Source organism: Kitasatospora sp. MBT63 (assembly GCF_000710465.2).
In the GTDB taxonomy this organism is placed as follows: Bacteria; Actinomycetota; Actinomycetes; order Streptomycetales; family Streptomycetaceae; genus Kitasatospora.
Genome location: NZ_JAIZ01000784.1, coordinates 2,490 through 3,961, shown reverse-complemented (window position 1 = coordinate 3,961; position 1,472 = coordinate 2,490). Strand labels below are relative to the sequence as shown.

Sequence of the window (1,472 nt, the reverse complement as noted above, 5' to 3'; positions counted from 1 at the left end):
GCGCGGTCGGGTCGATCCCGGCCCGCTCGAAGGCCTCCCAGGTGGTCTCCAGCAGCAGCCGCTGCTGCGGGTCCACGGCCGGCGCCTCGCGCGCGGAGATGCCGAAGAACTCGGCGTCGAAGTCGCCGATCGCCTCCAGGAAGCCGCCGTGCCGGGAGTAGGAGGTGCCCGGGTGGTCCGGGTCCGGGTCGTAGAGGGAGGCCAGGTCCCAGCCGCGGTCGGTGGGGAACTCGGTCAGTGCGTCCACGCCCTCCGAGACCAGCCGCCACAGGTCCTCCGGCGAGGCGACGCCGCCCGGGTAGCGGCAGGCCATCCCGACGATCGCGACCGGGTCCTCGTCCAGCACCGCCGGCACCGCGGCGACCGGCTCCGACTCGGTGGCGCCGCCCCAGAGTTCGACGGCGAGCCAGTCGGTGAGCGCCGCCGGGGTGGGGTGGTCGAAGACCACGGTGGCGGGCAGCCGGCGGCCGGTCACCGCACCCAGGCGGTTTCGGAACTCCACGGCGGTCAGCGAGTCGAAGCCCTGCTGCCGGAAGGCCTTGGCCGGGTCGATCGCCTCGCCCGAGCGGTGTCGCTGGACGGCGGCGGCCTGGGCCCGGACGATGCCCAGCAGGCTGCGGCGCCGCTCGGCTGCGGGGAGGGCGGCGAGCCGGGCGACCAGGTCGCCGTCCTCGGCGGCCGCGTCGGCGGTACCGCCGGTGGCCGCACCGGCGGCCGGGTTGCCCCCGGCGCGCCGGAGCAGCTCGCCGACCAGCGGGTGGCGGCGGCCCTGGAAGAGCACCGGCCAGTCGGCGTCGGCGACCACCAGGTGGTTCTCGCCGTCGTCGAGCGCCTGGCCCAGCAGCTCCACCGCGCGGAGCGGCGGGAGCGAGACCAGTCCGTTCCGGAGCAGCTGCTCCTCCGCACCGTCGGCGGCGATGCCCTCGCCCGCCCAGTGGCCCCAGGCGATCGCGGTGGCCGGCCGCCCGGCGGCGCGGCGCTCGGCCGCCAGGGCGTCCAGGTAGGCGTTGCCCGGCGCGTAGTTGCCCTGGCCGGGGATGCCCGCCACACCGGCCAGCGAGGAGAACAGCACGAACGCGCTGAGGTCCAGCCCGGCCGTCAGCTCGCCCAGCAGCCGGGCCGCGCCCGCCTTGGCGCGCAGCGCGAGGTCGAGCTGCTCGGGTGTGAGGGTGGGGATCAGGCCGTCGTGCAGGGCGGCGGCGGTGTGCAGCACGGCGGTCAGCGGCAGCTCGGCGGGGATGCCGGCGAGCACCGCGGTGAGCTGCGCACGGTCCGCGACGTCGGCAGCCGCGAAGCTCACCCGGGCTCCGAGGGCGCCGAGTTCGGCCGCCAGCACGGCGGCCCCCGGCGCGTCGGCGCCCCGACGGCTGACCAGCAGCAGGTGCTCGGCACCGCGCCCGGCCAGCCAGCGCGCCACGTGGCCGCCGAGCGCACCGGTGCCGCCCGTGATCAGCGTGGTCCCGCGCGGCGCC

At 77.6% G+C, this 1,472-nt stretch carries 1 protein-coding gene; it reads right to left on the bottom strand.

Annotated features, from left to right (window positions below):
* A partial coding sequence (locus AA75_RS51255; protein ID WP_199520540.1) for a type I polyketide synthase occupies positions 1–1,472 on the bottom strand: 1,472 nt, incomplete at both ends.